The following is a 25,501-nucleotide window of genomic DNA, read 5'->3' on the forward strand; positions in this document are numbered from 1 at the left end:
TTATTTTAGATGTTTTATTTTGTTATACGAAATTTATTATCATAAAGTTGATTGTTCTTTCATTTTCATATAGTTTTAAAAAGAGGGATAAGAACGATATGTCATTTGAATAAGATCGAACAGGGAGCGTAATAATGGGTGCCTTAACAGGATTTCGTGTACTGGATTTAAGCCGGATTTTGGCTGGGCCCTGGTGTAGCCAGATTCTGGCTGATCTGGGTGCAGAAGTGATCAAGATTGAAAAACCGGATCATGGGGATGATACCCGTATCTGGGGACCACCCTGGCTTAAAAACAATCAGCAGCAAGATACCCATGAATCAGCTTATTACCTGTCAGCCAACCGTGGCAAGCACTCGGTTGCAATCGATTTATCTACACCTGAAGGCCAAAGTATTATCAAAAAACTTGCTGAACAAAGCGATGTAGTCATTGAAAACTATAAAGCCGGTTCGTTGAAACGATATGGGCTGGATTATGAAAGTCTGAGTCAGCTAAATCCGCGACTGGTATATTGTTCCATTACCGGTTTTGGCCAGAACGGTCCGCGTGCGCAAGAGCCGGGTTATGATTTTATCGTTCAGGGAATGGGTGGCATGATGAGTGTCACTGGCGAACGTGACGATCTGCCCGGTGGTGGCCCGCAAAAAGCAGGTCTGGCCTTTGCAGATTTGACCACCGGCTTGTATGCCGCAATTGCCATTCAGGCGGCTTTGTTGTCCCGTGAGAAAACCGGTGAAGGTCAGTATATTGATATGGCACTGTTAGATACTCAGGTTGCTTCCCTCTCTGTTCTGGCCATGAATTATCTCACCTCAGGCAAAGTACCCGGTCGCTTCGGAAATGCACATGCCAATATTGTGCCCTATCAGGTGTTTAAAGCCCAGGAAGGTGAATTTATTATTGCCTGTGGCAACGATCTGCAATTTCAAGCTTTGTGTCAGGCCGTTGGTTTGACTAAGGTGGCAGAAGATCCTCGCTTCCTGAAAAATTCTGGACGTATTACACATCGTGAAGAACTGACCACAGTTCTACAGGCTCATTTCTATACTCGACCGGCAAAAACCTGGGTGGATCTGATTCATGCGGTTAAAGTACCAGTAGGAATGATCAATGACCTGAAACAGACTTTGCAAGAAGAACAGGTATTGGCACGCGATATGGTGATTCAGATGCCGCATACCTTACGTGAAGATTACACCTCAATCGGTTCACCGATTAAACTCTCCAAGACACCGGTAGAATATAAAAAGGCCCCACCTTGTCTGGGTGAAGATACCGATGCCATTTTGAGTCAATATTTAAGTTCTGCTGAAATGGAAGAACTGAAAAGCAAAAAAGTCATCCAGCAGCGATAAGCCTGCAAGCAGTAAAAAAGGAATCTTTAGATTCCTTTTTTATTTTAAAGATAATGGATTAGATCATTCCTTAGCAGGCTTTTGCACTCGGCTGAACAGTACGAGGCAGTTCACGACGCAGAATTTTGCCAACTGCGGACTTGGGCAATCCAGACACAAACTCAATATATTTGGGCAGTTTATAACTGGTCAGTTGCTGCTTCAGATAAATCATGACTTCATCTTGGCTCAGAGTTTCATCCTGTTTCACAATAAATGCCTTTGGTACCTGTCCAGATTTTTCATCATCAATACCAATCACCGCACATTCCAATATTTTAGGATGTTTGGACAGTACGCCTTCCAGCTCATTCGGATAGACGTTAAAACCGGACACCAAAATCATGTCTTTTTTGCGGTCCAGAATGGTGATATAGCCCTGCTCATCCATACAACCGATATCACCTGTCAGAAAAAATCCATCTTTGGTAAATACATGTGCTGTTGCTTCCGGTTGCTGCCAGTATCCTTTCATCACCTGTGGACCACGTATGGCGATTTCTCCAGCTTGATTAAACTCTACAGGTTTGCCTTCGTCATTCAGAATCAGAATTTCAGTCCCTGCCAATGGCAAGCCAATCGTGCCACTAAATCGCCGGCTTAAAGGCGGGTTAAAAGTTGCAGTCGGTGAGGTTTCAGAAAGCCCATAACCTTCATAAATCTGGCAGCCTGTGACCTCATGCCATAACTCTGCTGTACTTTTTAAAATCGATGCTCCCCCGCCGGTTGTAGTTTTCAGGCTTGAATGATCCAGTTCACGAAAACGTGAATGATGCGCCAAGGCATTAAACATGGTATTCACACCCGGAAAAACGGTCGGTGGATATTTCTGGTATTGATCCGCCAAAGCATCCAGATCTCTCGGATTTGGAATCAAGACATTGGCAAAACCACGGCTTAAACCATAACTGAACAGGCAGATGGTAAATCCATAAATGTGATACAGTGGCAAGGCACAGAATACATATTCATTTTCAGCGGCATAGCGGTCACCAAAATGGCTGATAAACACGGTACTGTTCTGGGCGATATTAAATAGAATATTGCGATGGCTCAGTTCTGCGCCTTTAGAAACACCTGTGGTACCTCCCGTGTATTGCAGAATGACCGTATCTTCCTGATGTTGTACAGGCGGTTCAAAATCAATAATCTTTACCTGATTTATTGCCTGTCTAAAGTCAGAAAACTGTTTATCCGGATATTGTGCTGCCTGACTATAAACAGCACTTGGCTGCTCTTGAATAAAATCCAGCGGATGCGTCGAAATGACATATTTGAGTTGAGGACATTCATCTAGTGCTGTTAATTGCTCCAAAGTCTGTCCCAGGATAATCAAGGCTTTAGCACCTGAATCCTGTAGCTGATGATAGAGCTCGCGCTGGGTGTACATGGGATTGACATTGACCAGCACATAACCGGCACGAATAATGGCGAAGGTCGCAATTGGATACTGAATAATATTTGGCAACATCACTGCAATACGGCTGCCAGCAGTCAGTCCAAGACTCTGTAAATAGCTTGCCAGTTTCTGACTATACATATCGACATCTTGATAGCTGAATTTGCGATCCAGATAGATAAATGCGGTTTTATCCTGAAATTTCACCAAATTCTCAGCAATTGTCGTGCTCAGGGTTTTCTCAGGATCTGGCCGGGTAAACTCCGGATTGATATTCCACTTTTTATATTCTTCCATCCATGGCTGACTGCTCATGACTATACTCCTGTCCTGGATTTACATTTATTTTGTATTATTTAAACTATAAAATTTTGATTCTAATCAAATATTTTTAAACCACTTTCTGCTGTCTCGATTCAACATACTCGTAGTGATAACCGCTACGAATAAAATGCTGATTTTTATCCCTAAATGAATGAGCATAATCCGGCCAGACCAAAGTCAGCTTGCGACTGACCGGGTCCAGATACCAGCTTTTACAGCTTTCCGATAACCAGACACTACCTTGGGAAAGTTGCTGTAGCTCCTGCATATAGCTATTTTCAGCTTCTTGATCTGCTTCAAAGACCTGAATTTTTTGTTGTTCAAAGAATTGCAAGGCATCTAGAATCAGATCAAACTGGGTTTCCAGAAAATAAAGCGCTGAATTATGCCCACTGCCTGTATTTGGCCCATTCAGGATAAACAGGTTTGGAAAGTTGTGTACGGTCGTTGACTGATAACCCTGCATACCTCTGGACCATTGCTGTTCCAGACTTAAACCCTGTTTACCGACTACCTTTGCGGCATAGGGTGGACGCGCCGCTTCAAATCCTGTCGCAAATACGATGATATCTGCAGAAAATTTATTTCCCGCCTGGCTTAATACACCGTCTTTCGTAACTTCTGCCAATGCTGAGTCTTCAAGTGTGATATTTGGTTTTAGAAAAGTCGGATAATAATCATTAGAAAGCAATAAGCGCTTACAACCAGGTTCATAATTCGGCGTAAGTTTGAGCTGTAATTCAGTATCTGAAATCTGATGTTTTAAGAATTGCAGGCAGTTTTTCTTGACCCGCTCAATCTGGCTTTTCAGATTACGGCGCTGGGCAAAATTGTATTCATTGCCCCAGAACAACGAGTGTCTAAGTGCTGACATACTGTCCGGATCTTTGCGGAAAAGCTGTTTTTCTGATTCAGAATAAGGTCGGTCTGGTCGGGGCAAAATATATGGCGCACTACGTTGTAAGACGGTCAGGCTTTTGGCTGTTTTGGAAATTTCCGGCACAAGCTGGATGGCAGAAGCACCAGAACCCACCACAACGACATGTTGATTTTCCAGATTCAGCTCGTGGTTCCAGCGCGCGGAATGCATCACTTGGCCTTCAAATTCTTCCAGCCCCGGAATTTTCGGGAGATGCTCATCTGCCAGATGCCCGGTTGCGGTAATTAAAATCTCAGCCTGATACAGACCTATAGAGGTGTGAATTTCCCAGATGCGTTCTCGTGCATTCCAGCTGGCCTTTTCCAGTTGGGTATGAAAATTAATATGGGGCCGGATATTTTCCTGATCACAGCATTGAATTAAATAGCGCTGAATTTCTACCCCTTGTGGAAAGACACGCGACCAGTTGGGATTTTTAATAAACGAGAAAGAATATAAATGGGAAGGTACATCACAGGCGACTCCGGGATAGGTATTGTCACGCCAAGTACCGCCCACTTCTGCTGCACGTTCAATGATTTTAAAATCGTGGATGCCCTGCTGTTTAAGGCGGATTGCCATTCCCAAACCACCAAAACCGCTGCCTACAATTAGAATCTTGCTGCGCTGTCCTTTAGCTTGCATTATTTATCTCCTTTAAGGCATATAAGGCTGGATTTTTTGATTCACCGGATATTGTTCTGGATGCTGGCTAAACTGGTTTACCAGTTGCACCACTTCGGCTGGCGCTTCGACATAGAGCGCATGTCCTGAAGAAATTTCGATATAGCGACTGTTCGAAATTGAAGCAAACAGCAGTTTAGCTTGCGCTACAGGCACCATGCGGTCTTCACGACAGGCAACGACTAGAGTCTCTGCACAGATGTCAGATAAAGCTGATGTAATATCAATGCGATAATTCAGTTCACGCTGTTTGGCTGCATCTTGGGATGGTTTAACAAAGCGTGCCAGATCCAGCACCTGCTGTTCGCTTCGTGCAGACAGATAATCATCGCTATACAGGCAATAATTGACAAAATGAGGCAAGGCCGCAGATTGTTCAGTAAATAACTGTTGCCAGATAACGGTACGCAGTTGTTGCACCGAGCTAGTTTTGGCCCAACCGGCTAACAGGATCAAACGCGCTACGCGCTGTTTTAAACTGGCTGCTACTTGTGCAGCAATCACTGCACCGAGTGAATAGCCGACCACTGTAATGGTTTCATCTTCTGCAACCACATGCTGAATCAGTGCTTCAACTTGTTGGCTAAAATCGGTCACCTTTAGATCAGCTTTATCGGGGGTATGTAAATCAATGGATAAAACCCGTTGATGAATACCCAGCATCGGAAAAATATAACTGAAATGCTTGTCGGTATTTCCACCGGTGCCATGAATCAGAATAATGGTGGGAAATGCAGAACGCTGTCCGACTTCATGAAAAGTAAGCTGCAGATCAGCATAAGGACACTGTTGAGTAATCATGTCTAAATCCATATAGACTCCTGATCTTGTTATTTTATGGTTTATTCAATACCGAAGAATAACTCTCAATATTTGAATGAGGTTAGGATGCAAAAATTATTAAAAAAAGACCCACGACACGAGTATCGTGGGTCAAAAGGTTTAATCGAATTTGAACTCTTCAGGTTCAAGTAAAAACAGGCTTTCACCACCTGCCTGAATATTGGCAAAGTGGGTTGAAGTTCTTGGCAAAATACGTGCAAAGAAGAATTGTGCAGTTTTGATCTTGGCTGCATAGAACGGATCAGTATTACCTTCTTCAATTTTCTGCTGCGCAGTAATTGCCATTTTCAGCCACAGATAAGCGGACACGACATAACCAGAGAAATATAGGTAGTCAACTGATGCTGCCCCAATTTCATTGGCAGACTGCTGAGCCTGCTCCTGAATGGTTCTGGTTAATTCCAGCCATTGTTCAGTCAACTGGCTGACTTGTGCAACTTGCTGGCTAAACTGGGCATGTTGTTGATGTTCTTTTACAAAGCCTTGAATTTCCTCGGTTAATGCGGTCAACAGACCCAATTTTGAGCCCAGCACTTTACGCGCCAGCAAGTCAATGGACTGAATTTCAGTAGTTCCTTCATAGAGGCTGGCAATACGTGCATCACGGGCAATCTGTTCCATGCCATGTTCAGCAATATAACCGTGACCACCGAAAATCTGCATACCATGTTTAGCTGCTTCTATGCCGGTTTCAGTCATTAATGCTTTGGCAATTGGCGTTAATAATGCCAGACGGTCTTCAGCTGCTTTCTTTTCTTCCGGGCTGTCAGTGGCTTCAGCGATATCGGCATAGGTCGCCAGATAATATGCAAGTGCACGTGAACCTTCTGCAAACACCTTTTGAGTCAGCAGCATGTTACGTACAGCCGGATGCACGATAATCGGATCTGCAGGCTGGTCTGGCGCTTTCGCACCTTCAAGTGAACGCATCGCCAGACGGTCTTTGGCATAAGCCAATGCCCCCTGGTAAGAAGACTCTGCTGCTGCCAAGCCTTGAATGGCTGTACCGATACGTGCCGAGTTCATAAAGGTAAACATGCAGTTTAGGCCGCGATTTTCAGGCCCAATCAGGAAACCTTTGGCATTATCAAAATTCAGCACACAGGTCGCGTTACCGTGAATGCCCATCTTGTGTTCAAGAGCGCTACATACCACGCCATTACGGGAAGCCACATTACCAGCTTCATCCAGATTGTATTTCGGCACAATAAACAGCGAAATACCTTTGGTTCCCGCAGGTGCATCTGGCAAACGTGCCAATACGATATGCACGATATTTTCAGCCAGATCATGTTCACCGGCTGAGATAAAGATTTTCTCGCCACTGATGCTATAGCTGCCGTCTTCATTTGGCACTGCTTTGGTACGGATTAAACCTAGGTCAGAACCGGCATGAGATTCAGTCAAGCACATGGTTCCAGTCCAGCGGCCTGCAATTAAAGGTACCAGAAACTTCTGTTTCTGTTCATCGCTACCGTGGTGCTCTAAAGTACGCATGGCACCATGGGACAGGCCTGGGTACATGCCCCAAGACCAGTTCGTTGCGGTAATAATTTCAGAAATGGCAATACGGTATAAGGTCGGGAAGCCCTGACCGCCATATGCTTCGTCACCAGTTAATGAGGTAAAGCCGAGTTCTACATATTTGTCATAAGCTGCTTTAAACCCATCCGGGGTGGTTACGACGCCATCCTGCAAACGGCAACCCTGCTGGTCGCCTGTCGCATTAATCGGTAGAAGTTCGTTTTGGCAAAAGTCCGCAGCGACTTCCAGATATTGCTCCATAATATCCATAGAAACCTTGTCAGCGAATTTTGCATAGCCCTGATATTTCTGTTCAACGTTTAACAGGTCTTTCAGGACAAACTTCATGTCTTTTAATGGCGCAATATAATTTCTCATCGTAATTCCCTTGTATGAGTTCTAATTTGTATATTTATGACAATTAATTTCATAATACGAAATTATGTTTTAAATCCACTATAATATAATTTAAAGAATAAAATCTAGTCATTCGATGAAATTTCTCATTTAAAAATAAAAAATATACAGGATGAAAAAAGCCATTCATAGTGGAATGGCTTTTCTATTCAGCGACTTCACTAAAGTTGATTAACGTGGAAAAAATTGAGCTAAACGTTGCTGAACAATCTGCTCTGCCTCCTGCATGATATTTTCGATCAGCGCCTGACAAGTCGGAATGTCATGAATCAATCCCATCACTTGACCTGCAGTCAGTACACCAGCATCAATATCGCCATTTTCTAAAGCGAGCTTGCCTTTTAAACCGCTGACATAGGGACGAATCTGTTCAAATTGCAGGTTTGGATCTTCACTCATTTTCACCACAAGATCAGATACCGCATTTTTGGCAACACGGGCAGTATTCCTGAACTGTCGATACAGCAGATGTGTCGCCCTTTCATCATTATCGACATAGAACTGTTTGATGTTTGAATGGATCGGCGCTTCCTTAGTGGCACAAAAGCGTGTACCCATATTGATGCCTTCAGCACCTAAAGCCAAAGCTGCGACCAGACCACGGCCATCAGCAAAACCGCCACTGGCCACAATCGGCACAGTAAGCTGATCCGCAGCGGCAGGAATTAAAATCAGGCCAGGAATATCGTCTTCACCCGGATGGCCCGCACATTCAAAACCATCAATCGAAATGATATCCGCACCGATTCTTTGTGCTGAAAGCGCATGACGGACGGAAGTACATTTATGAATGACAATAATGCCGTGTTGCTTAAACGCCTCAATATGTTCATGTGGCTTGTTGCCTGCTGTTTCTACGATTTTGATACCGCTTTCAATGATCGCCTGTCGGTATTCTGCATATGGCGGCGGATTCACAGCGGGCAATAAAGTCAGATTGACCGCAAAAGGCTGATCGGTCATTTCTCGGCAGCGTGCAATTTCCTTGACCAAGGCTTCAGGCGTCGGTTGAGTCAATGCCGTTAATGTTCCCAAGCCACCTGCATTAGATACGGCACTGGCCATTTCTGCGGTACCGACCCACATCATGCCACCCTGGATAATTGGATAGCGAATGCCTAAAAGCTCGGTAATACGGGTCTGAATTTTCATAAATGCTCTCCTTAGCATCCGGTAAATTGTGCAGGGCGTTTTTCGACAAAAGCCTGGACACCTTCTTTATAGTCCTGACTGCTCAGAGCCAGATATTGCAGGTTTTGTTCCAGCTCCAGTTGCTGGTCCATGTTATTTTCAGCACTGCGTTGCAAGGCCTGTTTGGTTAAAGCCAGCGCATAAGTCGGCTGTTGAGCTAATTGCTGTGCAATGTCGTCGATATAAGCATCAAATTCTGTATCTGGAAGCATTTTCCAGATCATGCCCATTTCAGCAGCCTCTTTGGCATGTACAGGTTCCCCCAGAAAAGTGAATGCCATGGCACGTGCATAACCGATTAAACGTGGCAACATCCAGGTGCCACCGGCATCAGGAATCAAGCCAATTTTAGAAAAAGCCTGAATAAATCGGGCACTTTCCTTGGCAATGACCAGATCACAGGCCAGCGCGATATTGGCACCTGCACCAGCAGCCACACCATTCACTGCTGCGATTACCGGTTTGGGACTCTGGCGGATCAGATTAATCAAGGGATTATAGTATTTGGCCAGCGAGCTTTGCGGTGGTAAAGGCACATTGCCGAGCTGTCCAGCACGTTCTTTTAAATCCTGTCCCGCTGAAAACGCCCGGCCTTTGCCGCGAATCACAATCACTCGAATATCCGGATCTGTATTCCAGTTTTTCAGCACCTGCTGCACTTCCTCATGCATTTGCCGGTTAAAACTGTTGAGTGAATCCGGACGGTTAAAGCTTAAGGTTGCGACGCCTTGCTGAACCTGAGTTTGAATCGTTTCCCACATCATCAATTTCCTTATTTTTTTGCCTGTATCCCTACAATTAATAGCCTTTATTGACATCTACCTGATGGCACAAATCCAGCCCGATATTTAAGCGTCGGTCATTTTCCAGAATCTGTTCCACTACCACAGACATGGGTGCATGTGAGGCGACATGTGGCGTAACTACGATCTTTTCATGCTGCCAGAATGGATGTTCAGCAGCTAATGGCTCCTGTTCAAATACGTCGATAATTGCACCACGTAACTGGCCGGAATCCAGTGCATTGAGTAGATCCTGCTCAATTAAATGCTGCCCCCTTCCGACATGAATTAATGCCGCCTGTTCAGGCAACTGCTGAAATAATTCAGCAGAAAGAATGCCGGTATTTTCTTCCGTGAGTGGTAGCAGATTAATCAGGATCTGGCTTTGAGCCAAAAACTCGTAAAGCTGTTCTGATCCTACATAGCTTTTCACCTGAGCAATCTCTTTTGGGGAATTGGACCACCCAGACACCTGATAGCCCATGTCGGCAAAACGTTTTGCCACATAACCACCCATATGGCCAAGGCCCATAATCCCAATCTGGATATGATGGCTATAACTTTGACGATACTGTTTCCATAGCTGCTGCTTTTGCTGCTGGATCATGCGGTCAAAATAACGCTGGAAATACAGCACGCCCCAGAGCAGATAATCAAACATGCCTTTTTGATGATGTGGATCCAGTACCCGGCAGACTGACTGGTCAGATCTAATCTCGTTTAAATTTAAATGTTCGACCCCTGCAGCAATCGAATGAATCAGACCAAGCTGTGGTAGCTGCTGCACTTTTTCCAGATCTGGAAACCAGGCAGCAACAGTGGTCGCCTGTTCAGCTTCCGGGCTGTCCACTGTACAGAAACTGCCAGCAGGTGCATATTTCTGAAAAGACTTCACCAGAATTGCTTCAATATTCGGCACAGTACTGGATATCACAATCATGATGCATACTCCGTATATTGATGCTCAATCAAAGACAAAGCGGCCTGCCAGGCACGCTGTAAAATCGGTTCAACTAAAGGACTTGCGAACTGCTTGGCAGTTTTAATTCGGACTTCTTCTGCTGGATAATACAGTTCGGCACCGCCACTTAAGGCCTTCACCTGCGCCTGACAGGCACGTTCCAGAAAATAGATTTCATGAAAAGCCCGTGCAATCGTTTCGCCAGCCGTTAAAAGTCCGTGATTGCGTAAAATCATGGCGCGATGGCCGCCCAGGTCCTGAATCAGGCGCTCCTGCTCATCTGTTGACAGTGCCACGCCTTCATATTCGTGATAGGCCACCTGCTGATAAAATTTCAGCGCATGCTGGGAAATGGGAAGAAGTCCGTGTTTCTGTGCAGAAACTGCTATGCCATCTGCGGTATGCGTATGAATGACACAGTTCAGATGAGCATGTGCTTCATGAATTGCGGAGTGGATGACGAAGCCAGCCATATTCACCGGCTTGTCCTGTTCATAGCTTTCTACCACTTGCCCTTCATGATTAATCTTGACCAGCGTTGAGGCACACATTTTTTCAAAAGCGATACCATACTGATTAATCAGAAAACAGTCAGGCTGATCAGGGACTCTTAAACTGATGTGAGTATCAATCAGGTCCGTCATCCGGTAATGCGCGATAATGCGATAAAGCGCTGCGAGTTCACAACGTGCCTGCCACTCGGCATCTGTGACGAGATTTTTTATTGTCATCGTTCCATCCTGGAAAAATATAGCATTTCGATCATTATCTGTTATATCATAATTCCAGAAAAACAGAATGTTATTTCATAAAGCGAAATAAATCGTTACAAGGAGTGGATATGCCCACATCACAATTAAACGGACTTGAATATCTTACCGCAATTAAAAATGGGGAAATACCCAGCTCAGCCATGAGTGAAATTATTCCCATGCGTCTGACCTTGGTGCGCGAAAACTATGTGGAATATGAGGTGCGTCCTGATCAGCGCCATTACAATTTACAGGGTGGAATTCATGGCGGCTTTTGTGCGACGGTTCTAGATAGTGCCACTGGCGCTGCCGTGCATACGACAGTAGATGCAGGTATTAGTTTCTCGACCATTGACCTGAATGTAAAAATGCTGAAAGCGATGAAAAGTGGCGAAACCTATACAGCTATTGGTGAAGTTATCCGGATAGGACGCAATGTACTGACCTCAGAAGGCAGAATTATCGATAAAGAAGGTAAAGTTTATGCCTTTGGGTCGGCAACATTATTAGTCACTGGTCGTAAGTAATCATTACACTGATGTAATCAATCCCTGTATGTGCAGGGATTTTTTTATTTTTAAAAAAATCCCAATAAAAAATGCCATGCATATCATATATACATGGCATTAAGGCGATTACTTAAGCTGTTATGCAGCTTCAGGGTTTTCAATCACCATCGCCAAGCCTTGACCCAGACCGATACACAGACTAATCACGGCATATTTTTTACCGGTACGCTGTAACTGACGTGCAACGGTTAAAGCCAAACGCGCACCCGAACAGCCCAGTGGATGACCAATGGCAATCGCACCACCATTTGGATTAACACGCGGATCATCCAAAGCGACATCCAGACCTTTCAGGCAAGATAATACCTGACTGGCAAAGGCTTCATTAATCTCGATGATATCCATATCGTCTAGCGTCAAACCAGCACGTTGTACTGCCTTTTTAATCGCTTCAATTGGGCCTGCACCCATGATGCGTGGCTCAATGCCAGCGGCTGCAGAAGACAGGATACGAGCCAAAGGTTTTAAGCCATACTGTTCCTGAACTTTTTCACTGCCGATAATCAGTGCTGCAGCGCCGTCATTGATTCCTGATGCATTACCCGCTGTTACTACACCACCTTCAAATAGCGGTTTTAACTTGGATAAAGCTTCAAATGTTGAAGATGCACGTGGATGCTCATCCTCAGTAATTTGTTTAGGCGGCAATTTGCGTCCTTGAGAAACTTCAATCGGGGTAATTTCACCTTCAAAGAAACCTGCCTCTTTCGCTGCCTGATATTTTGCCTGTGATGCAGCGGCAAAGGTGTCAGCCTGTTCACGGCTAATACCGAATTCTTCAGCCACGTTATCACCTGTTTCAGGCATACTGTGCGCGCCAAACTGATCCGTAAATTTACGGTTCGGGAAACGGGTACCAATCGTGGTGTCATAAATTTTGGCATCACGTGAATAAGCACTTTCTGCTTTGCCCATCACAAAAGGCGCGCGGGTCATACTTTCTACGCCACCAGCAATGTACAACTCGCCTTCGCCTGCAGTGATGGCACGTGCCGAATCAATCACAGCACCGAGACCTGATGCACATAAGCGGTTTACCGTCTGCCCCGGAACTGTTACCGGCATACCCGCTAACAATGCTGCAAAACGTGCCACATTACGGCTGTCTTCACCGGCCTGATTGGTACTCCCAAAGATTACATCTTCTACATCTGCTGCCGGAATACCGGTTTTTTCCAGCAGGTTTTTAATTACGGTCGCTGCCAGATCATCTGGACGTACGCTTGCCAGACTTCCTGCATGACGACCGATTGGTGAACGTAAACCATCATAAATATATGCATTTAACATGAGTGTTATTCCTTTAACTTTTTAATTAATGTGTTGTATGAACAAGTGGTAGACCAAGCTGAACACGGCGACGCAACCAAGGACTTGGACGGTAACGCTGGTCACGGGTAATCGCAGTCATGCGATCCAGAATTTTCAGGATTTTTTCAGCTCCCAGCACATCCCCCCACTCAATTGGGCCATATGGATAGCCAAGGCCTAATTTCACCGCGATATTGATATCTTCCACCGTTGCAACGCCTTGCTGGGCAATATCACAGCCGAGATTCACAATCATTGCCAAAGCACGTTGAGCCACAAAGCCGACGCTTTCCTGAATTACACTGGCGGTCACACCATCCAGATTGAAAATCGATTGGGCTGCTTTTATCAGTTCAGCTTTGGTCACAAACGTTGGCATTAAAGTACGGTGTTTATTCAGACCGTAAAGCAGATCAATACAGACTACTTGCTGCGGAGACACCTGATAGCGGACTGCTGCTGAAGTTGCATCTTCGCCATAAGTGGCAATCAGAATTAAAGCATTTGCTGAAGGTGCTTCTGTTTGCTCGATCTGAATATTGAACTGCTGCAGATATTGCTCAAGCGCCTGACGGTCTTCGCTATATTCTGTACCTAACCAAACCGATGGATATTGATCCAGCTTTTCAACCAAGGTTGGAGCCACATCACCTACTTTGCTACCCGAAGTGTAATCATAAAAACCTTTACCGGTTTTACGACCTAACTGCTTGGCAATAAAACGCTGACGGGTAATCACGCTTGGACGGTAACGTGCTTCTTCATAATACTGATGATAAATCGATTCACTCACCGGGTGCGAGACATCCATACCGGTCAGATCACCTAATTCAAACGGCCCCATCTTGAAACCGATTCCGTCACGGTAGATCCTGTCAATATCATAAAATGGTGTGACATTTTCATTCAGAATTGCATAGGCTTCGCTACCAAAAGCACGGCCGGCATGGTTAATGATAAACCCTGGCGTATCTTTAGCTTTGACCGGACGATGGCCCATTTTAGTCGAGAGCTGGGTTAATGCTTCAATAATGTCAGCACGGGTGTTAAAGCCTTCAATCACTTCGACCACTTTCATGAGTGGGACCGGATTAAAGAAGTGATAACCGGCAACACGTTCTGGCTGCTCACAGTTGGCAGCGATTGCACTGATCGACAATGAAGAGGTATTGGATGCCAGAATCGCTTCTGGTTTTATCATTCCTTCCAGTTGCTGCATCAGTTTTTGCTTGATTTCCAGATTTTCAATAATCGCTTCAACAATCAAGTCACAATCTTTCAAGTCTTCTAGCTGCTGCGCAGTCGACAGATGAGAAATATCTTCAGCGGCTTTTTCATGGCTGAATTTTCCTTTATCTGCCAAGGTATTTAATGTTTTGGCCAGTTTGTCCTGTGCCTGTTCGGCTGCCCCTTCTTTGGCATCAAACAGTACCACATCATGACCAGACTGAATCGCGATCTGGGCAATACCTGCACCCATCGTGCCTACACCAATAATGCCGATTTTCTGAATCCGAATACTCATGCTTATCGTCCCTGATAATTTGGTTTACGTTTTTCAATAAAGGCTTGCATACCTTCTTTTTGATCTTCTGAAGAAAACAGCATCTGGAAAGATTTACGTTCCAGCATTAATCCGGCATTTAATGGCACATCTTCAGCCAGTAAAGCCACTTCCTTGATTTGTTCAAGCGCAATTGGCGGCATTTTTGCCAGACCTTCAGCCATCTTGATTGCTGTTGCAAGGGTTTCGCTGTCTTCCGTTACTTGAGACACTAGGCCAATCTGATAAGCTTCCGGCGCTGGTATCAGACAACCCGTCATGATGATACGCATCGCATGGAATTTACCCACGGCACGGAATAATCGCTGGGTACCACCGGCACCCGGCATGACACCCACTTTCACTTCAGGCTGACCAAACTGGGCGCTTTTCCCGGCAATAATAATATCTGCATGCATCGCCAGTTCACAGCCACCACCAAGTGCATAACCGTTTACAGCTGCAATCACCGGTTTTGAACACTGTGCAATCGCCTGCCAGTAACGTTCAGTCCGGCGCTGCATCATTTGAATGGTTTCTGCATTGGCCAGTTCTTTAAGATCGGCACCTGCTGCGAAATCTGTTTCACCACCGGTAAGAATAATGGCACGTACATTTTCATCGTCATTCAGTTGCAAAAATGCCGCCGCAAGTTTCTGGCGAACTTCTGTATTCAGGGCATTTTTCGCTTCTGGTCGATGAATTTTAACCATCGCTACATGTGCTGAAACTTGTTCTACTTGAACGACCTGTTCCATTAAAATCTCCATTTATTTTGTATAGCGAAATTTTATTTTATATAAAACTAAGGTTTCTCAAGCTATAAATCAAGGATTTTTAACTCCAGAATTCAAAAAAGTTATTTTTTACTAAAAATAGAGTAAAAACTCTTGTTCAGATGGTTATTTTGTGATTAATTGATTTCGCAATACGGAATTAAATATTTTAAATGCAATCTGATTATCCATTTAAATGAATAATCACCATAGGGCAGAACTTAAAATTAATTTACGAAATCAAATTTTCCAGCAATGAGATGATTTTGATTTAGCGTAATAAAGTGAAAAATCGAATGTAGCCTGATAATAAATACAGCGGCTGTAGCGTTCAGGAGCAAGTCTGTTAAATCAGGAAAACTATGTTTCCGTGAGGAAGAAAAATGGATTTAGCGGTAGCAGAGGAAATGCTACTTTTAATATATAGAGGATATAAGAATGACAAGCGATACCATCGTAACAGGAGACAATAAAACCGATGTCTCCTCCACGGATACCATTAAACAGGCACCAAAACGTCTTTGGATGACGGCTTTTATCTTTGCTTTTCTGATTTTGCTCTGTGACGGTGCAGATATCGGGATTCTGGCTTTTAGTCTGACCAGTCTGAAAGCTGAATGGGGCCTGACTTCTGTACAGGCGGGTGCCTTGGGAAGTTATTCTCTTTTAGGTATGGGGATCGGAGGCTTTATTGGTGGATGGGCATGCGACAAATTTGGACGTGTCCGCGTCATTGTACTGGCCACCATCGCCTTCTCGATCTTGTCAGCCTACTCAGGTTTTGCTCAGTCTTATACTGAATTTGCAATTTTACGTACTCTTTCTTGCTTGGGTTTAGGCTGTTTATATATTGCCTGTAATACCCTGATGTCAGAATACGTACCGACCAAATACCGTACTACTGTACTGGCAACATTGATGACTGGTTTCACTTTAGGTTCATTGGTGATTACCATGATTTCAGGCTGGATTATTCCTGAGTTCGGCTGGCGTATGCTGTACTGGATCACAATTGCTCCATTAGCTTTGGGTATCCTGATGCACTTTATGGTGCCAGAGCCAGAATCATGGAAACGTGTCCGTGAAATGAAAAGAACTGGTCAGATTGTGGATAACGATACCAAAAAAGGTAATCCATACATCACCATTCTTAAAGATAAAACCCATGGCAAGATGTTTATCTTGTGGTCTTTCAGCTCCGGTTTCCTGTTATTTGGTTACTTCGGTGTAAGTAACTGGTTGCCAAGTTATCTTGAAGCTGAATTAGGCATTAAGTTTAAAGAAATGGCACTGTATATGGTGGGTACATTCATCACCATGATTTTTGCCAAAATCATTGCAGGTTATGTTGCTGATAAAATTGGTCGCCGTATTGTGTTTGCTTTCGGCACCATGGGAACAGCGCTATTTATCCCTGTCGTGGTGTATATGCATAATGCCGATAACATTGGCGTACTGATGCTAATCTTCGGCTTCCTGTACGGTATTCCATATGCCATCAATGCAACCTATCTAACCGAAAGTTTCCCGACTGGTGTTCGTGGTACAGCGGTGGGCGGTGCATTCAATATTGGTCGTATCGGTGCAATCTTCGCGCCAATTACGATTGGTTATCTTGCGATGCATGGTTCGATCGGTACAGGTCTGTTGGTAATGGGTGCAGCATATTTCCTATGCGGTTTGATTCCTGCCCTGTTTATTAAAGACCGTTTATACGATCCGCAAAAAGCAGAATAAACCCTACTTCGGAAGGCAGGTCAAATCGCTGCCTTCCTCACTTCAAATATTTACAACACGTCAGTATAGAAAGGTCTCCTTTCATTCAGGATTAAAAATTTCTTTAGGGATTAAGAAATGAAAAAATTAGTTTTAGCGACATTATGTGGTATTGCTTCAGCACAGGCATTTTCAGCAGAAGCTTCTGAAGACCGTATGCAATTTCTTGAGTCACAGTTAAAGCAAATCCAGGCAGAACTAGAACAACAAAAAGCCGCGCAACTTGCATTAAAGAACCAGCAGGAACAAGCCAAAGCGCAAGACTCTAAAACGCTGAGTTCAATGGTAGATAATGTCGATGTTTATGGCTTGATCCGCTTTGATGGTGCAGTCGATTTCAAAAGTACTACTGAAGCCCGTGGCCGTACCATTAACCAGATTAATAAAGTACCTTTTACTGAACCAGATTCTGTACGTTCCGATTTTACTGCGGCTGCCAGCCGGATTGGTTTCCTGGCCAAAGATCTAGGAGGCAATCCGAATGTTTCTGCTCGTTTAGAAGCCGACTTCTGGACCAACAATGGTAAAGGCGATGGTGGATTACGTATCCGTCATGCACACTTAAAATACTATAACTTGACGTTTGGTCAGGCCTGGTCATTGATGTCAACACCAGAGATTAGCACTGAAGCTGTCGATTACAGCTTGTTCCTGGGTGGATCAGTCCTACGTACGCCTCAGGTGAGCTATGCTTTCAAACTTGATCCAGAAAATACCTGGAATGTCGGTCTGGAATATATGGCCGGTGGCGATCGTTCTTCTGCTTTGCCTGCATTAACCACTAAATATGTTCATCAATCAGGCCCTCTTCATTTATTAGCTCAAGGCTTTGTCAATCAAAAGCAGGCGCAAACAGATACAGGTGATATTGAAAAAGTCGGTTGGGGTGTAGGTCTTGGTGGACGTTACCGTTTTGATGATCAAAACTCGATCCAGGGGAACTATTTCCATATGGTCGGTGATCAGCGTATTGCAGCTTTCTTAACTCAAGGATCAACAACTGATGGCGCTGCCTTGGGTGGAGATTATTCGGTTGATACAGCCAATAATGAACTTTTACTGAATGAGTTCAATAGTATAAATATTGGCTTCACGCATAAATTTACGCCGAAACTACGGAGTAGTATTAATGCCAGCATTGTTGATTTTGATGATTCCAGCGACTATGCACGCGCGAATCCTGAAACCAATAAACGTTTAACTGACTATGTGGCCAACGTGATCTATTCTCCTGTTCCAAAGATTAATTTGGGTGCAGAATATCATCATGGCAAGCGTGAAACCTTTGACAATAAGGAAGCAGATATTTCGCGTATCAACCTCTCTGCCAACTATAGTTTTTAAAGCCTCAGGAGACAAGGATGTCAGCCCAAGGGCAAATTTCACGCCGTTTCATGTTCATGATGGCAATGACCTGCGCACTCTGCGCAGGTTGTAACTATTTTAACCAGCCCTTGATTTATTCTATTGCAGAGGATCTGCAGATCAGTGTAGCTCAGTCTGGCTGGACTGTAGTACTAACCCAAATTGGCTATGCCACCGGGTTATTTTTGTTTGTCCCCTTGGGGGATTTGTTCGAAAAACGGCTGTATATCTGTATTTTAATGTTCTGTACCGGACTGGCGCTTATTGGGCTTTCAGCCAGTACCAATCTACATATGTTGTATGGCTTTACTCTACTCGCCTCTTTTTGTTCGATCACCACCCAGATTCTGATTCCTTTTGCCGCCAGCCTGTCGCAACGTGATAAAAGTGCCGAAGTCGTTGGCCTGCTCATGAGTGGTGTTCTGGTCGGCATTCTGTTTGCCCGTACCGTGGCAGGACTGATTTCTACTTTATGGTCTTGGCATGCGGTGTACTTATTTAGTGGTTGTGCAATTCTTCTGCTGAGTCTGGCCATGTGGTTCCAGTTGCCGAGCGCCAAGAGCCAGTTGCAGATGAATATATTGCAAATTTATCGCTCATTATTTACCTTTGCCCGAACAGAACCCATGCTGATCCGGCGTAGTATGATCGGAGGTTTGGGCTTTGGCATGCTGAGTATTATCTTTACTACCATGACTTTTATTCTGGCTGAAGCACCTTATCATTTTAATGATTTCCAGATTGGTCTCATGGGTATTGTGGGTGTGGTCGGCATCTGGTCCTCTCAATGGACCGGTAAAATGATTGGCAGACATCGGGAAAAATGGATTGCACACCTGGCCACATGCGGACTGATTCTGGCCTGGATTCCCTTATTCTTTGCCCAAAATTATTTATGGATTTATATCCTGGGCTTGATTCTGGCTTATTTCGGAATTTCCTGTTTGCATGTCCTGAACCAGAATCTGGTCTATCGAATTTCAATGCAGGCTCGCTCGCGGATTAATGCCATCTATATGACCTGTTATTTTTCTGGTGCCGGTCTGGGTGCATTTTTATCGCTGCATTTATGGAAAAGCTATGGCTGGTCTGCCTGCGTCATTTTAGGTTTTATTTTTGCCCTATTGATCTTTGTGATTAACTATTATGATTTAAACCAAGAAAGAAATTTAGCCAATATTCAGCCTGAGCCTTAGATACTGTTAAAAACCTTTGGGGGGTTAAAAATCTATTTTTTATTCCACTTTCTATACTGAGTATAAATTATAGAGATGATACGCTCATAAAATAGGAAAATTCTTGAGGTCTGTTTATCGTTTCCCTTCTATCTGAAGAGCGGTTGAAAATATTGATATCTTAACTTTTAGAGTTAATCCAATTTACTATTTTCCATTGCAAGATAAGCAGGCTTCAATTCAGTTAAAGGTGCAGGTTTTGCATAAAAGAAGCCTTGTAGCAGATCACAACCCTGTTGATAGAGCAAGCTGGCCTGACTTAAGGTTTCGACCCCTTCCGCGACAACTTCCAAATCCAGCTGATGGGCCAGATGAATAATGGATTGCACAATCGCAGCATCCTGACCATCGAGGGTCAACTCTTCAATAAAACTACGGTCTAACTTGATTTGATTGATCGGCAAGCGACGCAGATAACTGAGACTCGAATAACCTGTACCAAAGTCATCAATGGCAACCTGTACACCTAAAGCACGCACTGCTTTCAAAATTTCTATGGTTCGATCTGCCCCATTAATGATGACACCTTCCGTAATTTCAATTTTAAGTAATTCCGGTGGTAATTGACTGAGTTCAAGCGCATGTTCAAGTACCTGCAAAAAGCCTGCTCTACGGAATTGCAAAGGAGAAATATTCACCGATACTGTGATCTGGCTATTGTGCGTCTTGTTCCACTCCGCAATATCTAGACAGGCCTTTTCCAATACCCATTGACCTACGCTAATAATTTGCCCGGTTCTTTCTGCAAGTGGAATAAAAATCGCTGGGGAAATATAACCCTGCTGTGGATGGCACCAACGGATTAAAGCTTCTACACCTGTTACCAGTCCAGTTTCAGGATGAATCAACGGCTGATAGAACAGGTCAAAATTTTCCTGATTGATCGCTTCCATGAGTTCCAGACGCAGATTCGTATAGTCTATTTCTGCGACAGGCTGCATTCTGGTTTTTTCATACCACTGCCACATATTACGACCTTGTCTTTTGGCTTCCTGCATGGCCAAAACAGACTGATAAATCAATTCAGAAGAATGATGAATTGAACTGTCATCTGCCACGATACCAATACTGGCACTTAAATGTATTTTGTACTGATCGACAATAAACAGCATGGAAAGAAGATCAAGAATTTCTCCGGCGATCGCCTCGACTTCAGTGTGCTCATCTGTCCCTGAGAGCAGTAAAATAAATTCATCTTCAGCAAAGCGGCATAGCACATTATTGCCTTGAACAAATTTTTGCAGCCGCTCGCCCACACTTTTGAGAATCTGGTCACCCACCAGATGACCTAAGCTGTCGTTGATATTTTTAAAGTCGTCCAGATCTATATACAGCAAGACTAAAGGTTGTGAGCTCTCGTGCTGTACTTCAAAAATATTTTCCAGAATCTGTTTGAATGCATGCTGGTTCGGTAAACCGGTTAAATGATCATGAGTATGCTGATGCTGAATATATTCTTCGTGAATACGTTGCTGGGTAATATCTTCCTGAATCCCCAAAAAATGGGTGCAGGTTTCTGTCTGGTCAAAAATAGGACCTATGGTTAAACGATTCCAGAACCAGCTGCCATCTTTACAGTAACTTTTTATAGTCACCTGAATTTCTTTTTGTTCTTTGACCGCTTGCTTGAGTAATGCAATCTGATCCGGATCAGTATCTGGACCCTGTAAGAAAAAACAGCTTTGTCCTAATACTTCTGCTGCTGTATAACCGGTGAGCTTTAGAAAAGCTGGGTTCACATACACGATTAACCTTTCTTCTGAAACATCGGTAATAAAAAGACTATTCGGACTGGCTTCTACTCCCCGTTTTAATAAGCGCAGATCCTCCTTGTTTTCACGCGATACAGTGATATCTCGGGCAATGCCAATAATACCGGTGACTTTCTGATTTTGAATAATCGGTAAATTGGTCAGATCCAGCCATAAGATATCCCCTGCAACATTATAAATTGGAAGTTCATAATGTTGAGATTTACCTTGCGCCGCTTCTGAAAATGAAACGTTAGCAAGTTCATGGAATTCGGGCGGTATGAAGACACAATAGTGCTGACCATGGATTTGCGCTTTAGAAAAACCTGTAATTTCTTCGCAAGCAATATTGGTATTAAGCACATGTCCCTGTAGGTCAAGTTCAAAAATAATATCTGGATGATAGGTATAAAATGAGCTGTATTTTTCATTAAGCTCATGTCTTTTTTGACGTTCCTGATCAAGCTCAATTGCGAGAGCAACTAATTTTGCCGCTTGCTGTAAAAGCTGAATATGATGTTCAGTCGGTATTTTCGGTGTTCGATAATAAGTGGCAAACGTTCCGTACAAAATATCTGAAGCATTAATAATCGGCATAGACCAGCAGCTAGACAATTTTTCTGCATTTACCAAAGCACGGTAAGACTGCCAGTTTGGGTCTTTCATTAAATTCGGACTAATGACCAACTGACGTAAGAAAGCAGCTACGCCACACGATCCTTGATTTGGCCCAATTTTCAAATCTTGAATAGCATTACAGTACTCTTTTGAAAAGTGCTGTTTGCCACTTATAACATTTAAAGTTTGGGTGTCATCCTGATAGAGCATAATGGTGACAAGCGCATCTGGAATGCGCGATTCAAGCCACTGGCTAATGACATCGAGGATAGGCTTAAGTTCAGTATGGCGACCAATCAGATTAAAAATATGAAAAATTTCTTGATCATCACAATCATTATTCATTCAGACTATCACCTTCCTTAGCTTGTTAACATTTTAGACTTATTATTAAAATAATCATTAGCAAAAGTTTGTATTTATATCTTTAAAATACGGAAATATGGTCAATATTACGTGTATTTGATAATAATTCTAAAATTTAAAAATCACAGCCGAAGCTGTGATCTAAAACTATACTTTTACTTAATCAGAATATTGCGGACTTATTTTTAGGCTGCTTGTTGACGACTGTCCACTAATTTACAGCCTGTCTGCTGTTGTAATTCTTCAAAGCTTAAGCCATCCACTATTTCAATAACCTGAGCTTGTCGGTCTTTTAATTCAATCACACACAAATCAGTATAAATACGGTTGACACAATGTTTACCTGTTAGAGGATAAGTCAGTTCTTCAACAATTTTTGCCTCACCGTTTTTGGTCACATGTTCCATGCAAACATAGACACAGCGAGCACCCACTGCCAGATCCATCGCACCGCCTACAGCAGGTACAGCATCAGCATTACCGGTATGCCAGTTCGCCAGATCACCATTAATAGCGACCTGAAAAGCCCCCATGATACAGATATCCAGATGCCCGCCTCGCATGATATCGAAAGAGTCGGCAGAATTCATAAAACTGCCACCTTGCAACATGCTTACGAGTTCTTTGCCGGCGTTAATCAGATCATCATCTGCCTGTTCAGGATCACTCAATGCAGCAAAACCTAAAACGCCATTTTCCGAGTGTAGAATTACTCCTTGTTCAGGTTTTAAATAACCTGCCACGCGTGTCGGTAAACCAATACCCAAATTTACAAAAGAGCCGGTTGGAATGTCTTGTGCAACTTTAGCTACAATCTGTTCACGACTACGTTTTTGAATATTCATTATTTAATATCTCCAACCTTGACCACATGCTGTACAAAAACTCCTGGCGTTACAATGATCTCTGGATCAAGTTCTCCCAGTTCCACAACTTGATGGACTTGTGCAATGGTGGTTTTTGCTGCTTTGGCCATGATCGGACCAAAATTCCGTGCTGCCTTACGGTAGGTCAAGTTGCCCCACTGATCTGCCTGATTGGCATAAACCAAGGCATAATCAGCATGTATCGGATATTCCAGCACATAATCTTTTCCATTGATATTACGGGTTTCTTTACCCTCAGCTATTTTGGTACCAAAACCGGTTGGAGTAAAAACAGCTCCTAAGCCTGCACCGGCTGCCTGAATACGGCAGGCCAGATTGCCTTGTGGCACCAGTTCCAGCTCAACTTTTCCGGCTTTATACAGATCTTCAAAGACGGTTGAGTTATTGGCTCGTGGAAATGAACAGATCATTTTTTTAACCAGTCCAGACAACAGCAGATTGGTTAGACCACGATCTCCAGAAGCTGCATTGTTGTTAATAATGGTTAAGTCTCTAGGACCAAAGTCAATTAATGCTTCGATTAATTCTACCGGCTGACCTGCCAGGCCAAAACCACTGGTCATAATGTGTGCACCATCAGGAATTTGCTTAAGTACCGTCTCGATATCCTGCGTGATTTTATTCATCATATTGCTTCCTAGCATGTTCTATCTATATTACGAGTGCAGATTAATCTGCCTTTTGTGGATCAAATAAGCGGTCTTTAATAAAGAAAGCGGGTATCAGGCCGCAAAGAAAATAGGCAATGCCCATAATCAGTAAGCCGGTACCAATTGAGCCTCCTTGAGCAAAATAGCCAATGGTAAGAGGTGCAAACACCGCACCCAGTCGGCCTACGTTATATGCCCCACCCACTGCTGTTCCACGCACTTTGGTGGAGAAGCTTTCTGTCATGTAAGTCGCATTAATACCGTATGGAATACCATAGAGAAAACCGAAAAATAACATCAGCCAGAGGATATTATCCGGCGTATTACCAAAGACAATCACAGGGATAAAAATTGCAGTACCCATAGTGCCGAAAGCAAATACCGCACGACGGCCAATCCGGTCAGCGATAAAACCAGCAATAACTTTGGTACACATCATGATCAGGAAAGTCCCGATCATATACATGGTCATTTCTTTAAACTTGATTCCCAGATCAGTCTCTAAATACGCCGGTAGCCAGTTACTGACTCCATAATAGCCAAACTGTAAAAATGCGGTACTGAAGGACCAGAGGATAAACATGCGACGGCTGAGTGCATCTTCAAAAATCATTTTAAAAGTATTTTTTGGTTTTTCCTGAACAATACCACTGGCTTTTGCATCCAGGCGGGCCTGACGTGCTTCTAACCAAGCTTTCGGTTCAGGCACCAAGAAGTACATCGCGAAGGCCAGTACAATTGGAATAATGGCAATATAATAGAGGTATCGCCAGCCAAATTCAGGCAATAGCCATCCAGCCAGAACAGTTGCGACCACCGAGCCTAAAGTCCAGCCAGTCATGAGCGTTGCCAATACTGTAGAGCGATATTTGGTGGGTACATACTCTGCCATGAGTGTATTACAGGCAATATATAGAGCACCTAGTCCAATCGCAGACGTAAAGCGCAGCCATTTGAACTGATCATAACTTTCCACGAATCCCAGCCAGAAGGTTAATGAAGAAAATAATGCGATGGCGATGACGATCACACGAACCCGGCCAAAACGGTCACAAGCCCAGCCACCAAAAAAACCGCCGATAGCCATGCCTGCAAGTGTCCAGCTTCCTAAGGCACCGGCCTGCATATTACTTAATGAAAACTCTTGTTTCAGACTGGTCAGACTGTAGGCTAATAATGCAATATCAGCACCATCAACCAGTAATGCCAAAAATGAGAAGATAAAGGCCAGAATCCAGACTCTTTGCTTGGGTTCGTTTCCACCTTCCACTGGGTGTTGTTGTGAACTGATCGTATCCATAATGCTCTTTCTACTTTTCGGCACTCCTGTGCCTTTTTAAAACGTATATTTCACTTAATTATTTAGGTGAAATATAGAATATTTACTGATCATTACCACGCTTGAACCAGGTGGTATAAAAATGATTTTCAAAGTTTTTGATAAAGTTGCTCTATAGAAAT

20 protein-coding genes are annotated in these 25,501 nt (G+C 43.7%); 5 read left to right on the forward strand and 15 right to left on the reverse strand.

What is annotated here, in order from left to right:
- Positions 1–134 precede the first annotated feature (134 nt).
- Positions 135–1,358 carry a CaiB/BaiF CoA transferase family protein gene (locus tag I6L24_RS11395; RefSeq protein ID WP_004646948.1) on the forward strand — a complete coding sequence of 408 codons (1,224 nt, stop codon included), beginning with the start codon at positions 135–137 and terminating at the stop codon, positions 1,356–1,358.
- A 70-nt stretch (positions 1,359–1,428) separates the two neighbouring features.
- Here the strand turns inward: I6L24_RS11395 and I6L24_RS11400 are convergent, their stop codons facing one another.
- From I6L24_RS11400 to I6L24_RS11435, 8 genes are all read right to left on the reverse strand, one after another.
- Complete coding sequence (locus I6L24_RS11400) at positions 1,429–3,111, reverse strand: AMP-binding protein (protein WP_004646949.1); 1,683 nt, start codon at positions 3,109–3,111, stop codon at positions 1,429–1,431.
- Between the two features lie 76 nt (positions 3,112–3,187).
- Complete coding sequence (locus tag I6L24_RS11405; RefSeq protein ID WP_216986025.1) at positions 3,188–4,684, reverse strand: flavin-containing monooxygenase; 1,497 nt, start codon at positions 4,682–4,684, stop codon at positions 3,188–3,190.
- A 12-nt stretch (positions 4,685–4,696) separates the two neighbouring features.
- Positions 4,697–5,536, reverse strand: coding sequence for an alpha/beta fold hydrolase (locus I6L24_RS11410; RefSeq protein ID WP_004646952.1), 840 nt, complete (start codon positions 5,534–5,536; stop codon positions 4,697–4,699).
- Between the two features lie 129 nt (positions 5,537–5,665).
- Positions 5,666–7,468, reverse strand: coding sequence for an acyl-CoA dehydrogenase C-terminal domain-containing protein (locus I6L24_RS11415; protein ID WP_004646953.1), 1,803 nt, complete (start codon positions 7,466–7,468; stop codon positions 5,666–5,668).
- A 210-nt stretch (positions 7,469–7,678) separates the two neighbouring features.
- Positions 7,679–8,659 (reverse strand): NAD(P)H-dependent flavin oxidoreductase, encoded by a 981-nt coding sequence (locus I6L24_RS11420; protein WP_005096900.1) that lies wholly within the window; start codon positions 8,657–8,659, stop codon positions 7,679–7,681.
- Between the two features lie 11 nt (positions 8,660–8,670).
- The gene (locus I6L24_RS11425; RefSeq protein WP_216986026.1) at positions 8,671–9,459 is read right to left on the reverse strand and encodes an enoyl-CoA hydratase-related protein; all 789 of its coding nucleotides are present in this window, start codon (positions 9,457–9,459) and stop codon (positions 8,671–8,673) included.
- A gap of 37 nt (positions 9,460–9,496) precedes the next feature.
- Complete coding sequence (locus I6L24_RS11430) at positions 9,497–10,420, reverse strand: 2-hydroxyacid dehydrogenase (protein WP_216986027.1); 924 nt, start codon at positions 10,418–10,420, stop codon at positions 9,497–9,499.
- Positions 10,417–11,172 (reverse strand): class II aldolase/adducin family protein, encoded by a 756-nt coding sequence (locus tag I6L24_RS11435; RefSeq protein ID WP_004646958.1) that lies wholly within the window; start codon positions 11,170–11,172, stop codon positions 10,417–10,419. Before I6L24_RS11435 ends, I6L24_RS11430 begins: the two co-directional genes overlap by 4 nt.
- A gap of 110 nt (positions 11,173–11,282) precedes the next feature.
- Between I6L24_RS11435 and I6L24_RS11440 the strand changes: the two genes are divergently transcribed.
- Positions 11,283–11,720 carry a PaaI family thioesterase gene (locus I6L24_RS11440; protein WP_004646960.1) on the forward strand — a complete coding sequence of 146 codons (438 nt, stop codon included), beginning with the start codon at positions 11,283–11,285 and terminating at the stop codon, positions 11,718–11,720.
- Between the two features lie 120 nt (positions 11,721–11,840).
- Here the strand turns inward: I6L24_RS11440 and I6L24_RS11445 are convergent, their stop codons facing one another.
- The 3 genes from I6L24_RS11445 to I6L24_RS11455 are packed head-to-tail and all read right to left on the reverse strand — an operon-like array spanning position 11,841 to position 15,374.
- A complete protein-coding gene (locus I6L24_RS11445) occupies positions 11,841–13,052 on the reverse strand; it encodes a 3-oxoadipyl-CoA thiolase (RefSeq protein ID WP_004646962.1) in 1,212 nt (403 codons plus the stop codon).
- Between the two features lie 25 nt (positions 13,053–13,077).
- Positions 13,078–14,598, reverse strand: coding sequence for a 3-hydroxyacyl-CoA dehydrogenase (locus I6L24_RS11450; RefSeq protein ID WP_004646964.1), 1,521 nt, complete (start codon positions 14,596–14,598; stop codon positions 13,078–13,080).
- Between the two features lie 2 nt (positions 14,599–14,600).
- Entirely contained in the window at positions 14,601–15,374 is a 774-nt protein-coding gene (locus I6L24_RS11455; RefSeq protein WP_004646965.1) for an enoyl-CoA hydratase, read from the reverse strand.
- A 456-nt stretch (positions 15,375–15,830) separates the two neighbouring features.
- On the opposite strand from I6L24_RS11455, the gene I6L24_RS11460 reads away from it, so the two are divergent.
- From I6L24_RS11460 to I6L24_RS11470, 3 genes are all read left to right on the forward strand, one after another.
- The gene (locus I6L24_RS11460) at positions 15,831–17,129 is read left to right on the forward strand and encodes an MFS transporter (protein WP_004280309.1); all 1,299 of its coding nucleotides are present in this window, start codon (positions 15,831–15,833) and stop codon (positions 17,127–17,129) included.
- 117 nt (positions 17,130–17,246) lie between these two features.
- Positions 17,247–18,512: a DcaP family trimeric outer membrane transporter gene (locus tag I6L24_RS11465; RefSeq protein ID WP_216986028.1), complete on the forward strand. Its 1,266-nt coding sequence runs from the start codon at positions 17,247–17,249 to the stop codon at positions 18,510–18,512.
- 17 nt (positions 18,513–18,529) lie between these two features.
- Complete coding sequence (locus I6L24_RS11470; RefSeq protein ID WP_191112372.1) at positions 18,530–19,729, forward strand: MFS transporter; 1,200 nt, start codon at positions 18,530–18,532, stop codon at positions 19,727–19,729.
- Between the two features lie 173 nt (positions 19,730–19,902).
- On the opposite strand, the gene I6L24_RS11475 is transcribed toward I6L24_RS11470, so the two are convergent.
- The 4 genes from I6L24_RS11475 to I6L24_RS11490 all read right to left on the reverse strand — a co-directional run bounded on the left by I6L24_RS11475 (position 19,903) and on the right by I6L24_RS11490 (position 25,340).
- Complete coding sequence (locus I6L24_RS11475) at positions 19,903–22,482, reverse strand: bifunctional diguanylate cyclase/phosphodiesterase (protein ID WP_216986029.1); 2,580 nt, start codon at positions 22,480–22,482, stop codon at positions 19,903–19,905.
- A gap of 206 nt (positions 22,483–22,688) precedes the next feature.
- The gene (locus tag I6L24_RS11480; protein WP_086044822.1) at positions 22,689–23,348 is read right to left on the reverse strand and encodes a 3-oxoacid CoA-transferase subunit B; all 660 of its coding nucleotides are present in this window, start codon (positions 23,346–23,348) and stop codon (positions 22,689–22,691) included.
- Positions 23,348–24,019, reverse strand: coding sequence for a 3-oxoacid CoA-transferase subunit A (locus tag I6L24_RS11485; RefSeq protein WP_216986030.1), 672 nt, complete (start codon positions 24,017–24,019; stop codon positions 23,348–23,350). Before I6L24_RS11485 ends, I6L24_RS11480 begins: the two co-directional genes overlap by 1 nt.
- A gap of 40 nt (positions 24,020–24,059) precedes the next feature.
- Entirely contained in the window at positions 24,060–25,340 is a 1,281-nt protein-coding gene (locus I6L24_RS11490; protein ID WP_180180723.1) for an MFS transporter, read from the reverse strand.
- Positions 25,341–25,501: the final 161 nt, after the last annotated feature.

This window comes from Acinetobacter lwoffii (genome assembly GCF_019048525.1).
Lineage (GTDB): Bacteria > Pseudomonadota > Gammaproteobacteria > Pseudomonadales > Moraxellaceae > Acinetobacter > Acinetobacter lwoffii_K.